Origin of the sequence: Amycolatopsis sp. SID8362, assembly GCF_010550475.1 — a bacterium.
Classification (GTDB): Bacteria; Actinomycetota; Actinomycetes; order Mycobacteriales; family Pseudonocardiaceae; genus Amycolatopsis; species Amycolatopsis eburnea.
The window spans coordinates 1-544 of the sequence record NZ_JAAGNB010001404.1; the positions used below are offsets into that span (position 1 = coordinate 1).

Annotated in this window: 1 pseudogene; it reads left to right on the top strand. The window is 75.7% G+C overall.

From position 1 onward, the window contains the following. Nucleotides 1–29 precede the first annotated feature (29 nt). Nucleotides 30–544 (top strand): annotated as a pseudogene (locus G3I65_RS42930) (putative baseplate assembly protein); the annotation flags it as partial.

Sequence of the window (544 nt, forward strand, 5' to 3'; positions counted from 1 at the left end):
TGCGCGCCAGCGGCACCGTGGAGCTGCGGTTGCCCCGCACCTGGGCGCCCGGGCAACCGCCGACCGCGCGCCCGAGCCCGCCGCTGCGCTGGCTGCGGCTTCAGGTCGCGCAAGGCATGTTGACGGTCGCGCCCCCGCTCGTGTCGGGACTGCGGCTGAACACCGTCGCCGCCACCGCCGCCCGCACCTTCTTCGACGAGCCGCTGGAGCCCGTCCAGGACCCCGCGAACCCGTCCGAACGGCGGCGGCTGCGGCTGAGCCAGGTCCCGATCCTGGCCGGCACCGTGGTCATCGAGGTCGACGACGACCCCGGCATGGATCTGTTCGGCACCACCGAAGAGGGCGCCTCGCGGTGGCAGGAGGTGCCGAGCCTCGCCGCCTACGGCCCGGACGACCACGTGTTCGTCGTCGACTACGACACCGGCGTGGTCACCTTCGGCGACGGCGTCAACGGCGCGCCGGTGCCGCCGGGTTTCCGCAACGTCCGCGCGGTGCGCTACCGCGTCGGCGGCGGCGCGGCGGGCGCGGTGGGGGCCGGTGCGGT